The organism is Paenibacillus sp. 01T422 (assembly GCF_056398785.1).
Map to the genome: position 1 here is coordinate 1 of NZ_JBFTQB010000624.1, position 3,913 is coordinate 3,913.

Consider the following 3,913-nt stretch of genomic DNA (forward strand, 5'->3'; position numbering starts at 1 on the left):
GTGCTCCTGTTCGTCATGAAAGACTCCAAGCTTCTCGCGAATATTCCGCCATCCGAAGCGACATCCGTAGCAGTGCTTGATAAAGAGAATCGGTTAGTTGCTTCCAGCGGTCTTGCGCAAAGTCCTGACTTTCTTACCTATGACAAGTTTACGGGGGAAAACGGACTTTTCTACGGGGATGTAGCTGGTAAACAAGTCGCTGTATCGTATACGACCTCGGCTAGGACAGGATGGAAGTACATGTCGATGATTCCTGCCGAGCGCTTTGACGATAAGATGAAGTACATGAAAAGCTTGGTATATGCAAGCATAATACTCAGCCTTCTTCTGGGAGGGTTGGTCACGTTCTTGTTCCTGCGCAAAAATTACAACCCGATTCATCTGCTCATTCGAAGTTTCTCGATAAAAGCAGGGATATCGTTTGCGGAGGGGACGAACGAGTACGGTTTTCTGCAAGATGCGCTGAACAATACATTTGCGGAGAAAGAGCAGGTTGACCGCCGGCTGCACCAGCACCGTGATGCGATTCGCTCCCATTTCTTGCAAGGGCTGCTGAAGGGGAACCTGGAGCAGGACATCCCTGTACATGAGTCGCTTTCTGCTCATGATATACGGCTGGATTCTCCGCATTTTGCCGTATTGCTGTTTCATATCGATCATTTCGGCAAATTTCAGGAAGATGTAGTGATAGATCCGCAGAAGGCGAAATTGATGCAATTCATTCTTATGAATGTGGTGGAAGAAGTGATTGGCCTTCAGAACCGAGGCTTCACGACGGAAATTGACGATATGCAAGCGTGTATTTTTAATTTTGGCTCTGAGGAACCGGATACGGAAGAGCTGCGGCGAGTGGCCGAGTCGGTGAAATTATTCCTGCTTGATCATTTTCATGTGCATTTGACCGTGTCGATCAGCGCTATCCATGAAGATTTGTTCGGTATTGCCGAGGCGTATCAAGAAGCTCTGTCAGCGATGGCTTATCGACTTGTCAAAGGAAGCGGAGCGATCATTCGCTACGAGGAATTACCGAGTTCCGAGGCTGTTCGTCAGGCCGGAAATTATTATTATCCGCTGCATGTGGAACAGCAATTGATTAATTTTGTCAAGACAGATGACTATGAGAAGTCGAGTTCGATTATTGAGCAAATTATTGAAACAAATGTATCCAATTCCGTTTTGTCAGTGCCGCTGGGCAAATGTTTGATGTTCGATCTTGCTAGCACGATGCTGAAAACAATGAATGAGATCGGATCGCAAGGTAATAAAAAGTCTTTCATGGAACAATTTAACCCTGTCGAACGGTTATCCGAATGTGAAACTATCAAAGAAATGAAAAGGGAAATTCTTTCGATCCTTGAACAGGTTTGTCAGTCCATTCAAGCCGACCGCAAACAGGATTATAGTCCACTTGGCGAGCTTGTTAGTGCCTATGTTAAGGCCAACTATGCCGAAGAAAACTTGAATATTTCGATGATCGGAGAGAAATTCGGCATCACGCCTTCTTATTTATCCAAACAGTTTAAAGCCCAAACGGGTGATGCCTTGCTTGATTTCATAAGCCGGACACGTTTGGAAGAGGCCAAAAAGCTGCTTACCGAACAACCCCTGTCCATTATGGAGATTGCGCGTAAAGTCGGGTATAACGATATCAATACGTTTAACCGGACGTTTAAGAAATTCGAAGGCATTACGCCAGGTAAATACAAAGAACTGAAACCATTGTGATCTGATTTGTGAAAGTCGTCCAAGCTTGCTTGCGCGACTTTTCATTTTTTGCATAGCTATTTTGGATTCTGATGATTGCCTTTTACGGATTTTAGAGGGGGATTTGCAGTTTTGACGATATTCAAAAGGTCGGTTCACCATCCATACTAAAGCCATGGTGCTGCAAGACGAGAATCTGCACTAGAACATACGAGGGGGATTACCTATGAGGAAACATTCCAAGAGAAAGTCAATAAGCCTGGCGCTAAGCGTTGTAGTAGCATCCAGCATGTTCGTTGCGTGTTCCAAAGTTAATACAGGGGGGCCAAGTGAAACAGGAGCTGCCAAGACGACGGCAACACCGTCCACCGCAGTAGGCCAATATCCGATTAGTACGCAAGAAACGTTAACCTCCTGGGAACAGATCGACACGAATCTGGCGTCATTCGTCCCCAACTTGGCTGAAGCGCCATTCGGTAAGCGGTTAGAGAGCGAAACAGGTGTTAAGGTCAAGTACACGCACCCAGCAGACGGTCAGTCGAAGGATCAATTCAACCTGCTGATTGCTTCGAACAATTTGCCGGATGTGATTGAATACAATTGGGGCGGCGGCGGAGCGGCAGCGTATCCGGGTGGACCTGAGAAAGCCTTAACAGACAAGGTCATTCTTCCTCTGAACGATTTAATCGATAAAAACGCGCCAAATTTAAAAAAATTGCTTCAACAAGATAAAGAACTGGACAAAATGATCAAAACAGACAATGGCACCTACTACGCATTCCCAATGATTCGTCCAGACAATGGATTGGTTTTCAGGGGACCGATGATCCGCAAAGACTGGTTGGATGAGTTGAACCTTCAAGTACCTACGACGATCGACGAGTGGTACACGGTTCTCAAGGCTTTCAAGGAGAAAAAAGGGGCCACAGCGCCGTTCTCAGCTCAGTACAGCAATGAATTGAATATCCAGGATGCGTTCATTGGCGCTTTTAAAACAGCAAATCGCTTCTATATCGACGATCAGGGCAAAGTGAAATACGGGCCTACAGATCCTCAATTCAAGGATGCACTGGCTTTGCTGCACAAATGGTATGCCGAAGGCTTGCTTGATAAAGATTTCGCGCTTAACACAGACTCCAAATCGCTCGATACCAAGTTAATGAGTGATGCTTCAGGTGCAACAGTAGGCTTATTGAGCGGAGGTATGGGCAGATGGATGGATACCGGCAAGAAGAAAAATCCGAAATTCCAACTCGTTGCGGCACCTTATCCTACTTTGAATAAAGGCGAGCGCGCTTTCATCGGTCAACGTGACTTCAAATACAACCCTGTTGCAAGTAAAGCGGTTTCAGGTGATTCCAAACATGCGGAGCTGGCAGTGAAATGGATGGATTACGCGTTTAGTCCAAAAGGYAGCATGCTCTTCAACTTCGGTATTGAAGGCGAGAGCTACACATTGGATAACGGCGTGCCTAAATTTTCTGAAAAAATCACGAAAGATCCTAAGTATAACCTGCAACAAATGGTATCCCAGTACACGAAACCGAACGGTCCTTTCCTAGGCGATAGCCGCAAAAGTTTCAATACGTTCAAAGAGCAGGATGAAGCAATCAAAATTTGGGAGCAAACGGACGCTGCCAAGCATGTTATGCCGCTCTTCTTGACGCCGACAGCTGAGGAAAGTAAAGAATTAGCCAAACTGAACACAGCCATTACAAGTTACAAAGAAGAGATGTTTGTTAAATTTGTCATGGGCAAAGAGCCGATCGACAAATTCGATGACTATGTGAAACGGATTAAAGAGATGGGAATTGACAAGGTTACCCAAATCTATCAAGGCGCTCTGGATCGATACAATAAGAGATAATTAGTCTGCGGCGATTCTAGCGGAGGAAGGGACTCTCTGATTCTCCCCTCCGCAGAACAGCGCCATGGATGGAGAGGGTGATGCTATGAACACCATGATTACCAAAACCAAACCGATGACAACCCTTGGAGAAAAAAGGAAATTGAACTTCGGAATTTTACTGGATATTCGTAAAAACAAACTGCTTTATGTCATGCTGCTTCCTGTTCTGCTTTATTATGTTGTGTTTCACTATGCACCCATGTATGGAGCCATCATCGCATTCAAGGATTTCTCCCCGAGACTTGGCATTTGGGGGAGCGATTGGGTTGGATTTGAGCATTTCCGTGAATTCTTTACGGG

General features: G+C 45.5%; 2 protein-coding genes and 1 pseudogene. All 3 read left to right on the top strand.

Annotated elements, in window-relative coordinates:
• Positions 1-1,725 (top strand): helix-turn-helix domain-containing protein (locus AC1DUA_RS27525; RefSeq protein WP_477502800.1); only part of this gene is annotated, 1,725 nt, incomplete at its 5' end.
• A gap of 205 nt (positions 1,726-1,930) precedes the next feature.
• Positions 1,931-3,571 carry an extracellular solute-binding protein gene (locus tag AC1DUA_RS27530; RefSeq protein WP_477502801.1) on the top strand — a complete coding sequence of 547 codons (1,641 nt, stop codon included), beginning with the start codon at positions 1,931-1,933 and terminating at the stop codon, positions 3,569-3,571.
• Between the two features lie 115 nt (positions 3,572-3,686).
• A pseudogene (locus AC1DUA_RS27535) lies at positions 3,687-3,913 on the top strand (sugar ABC transporter permease); the annotation flags it as partial.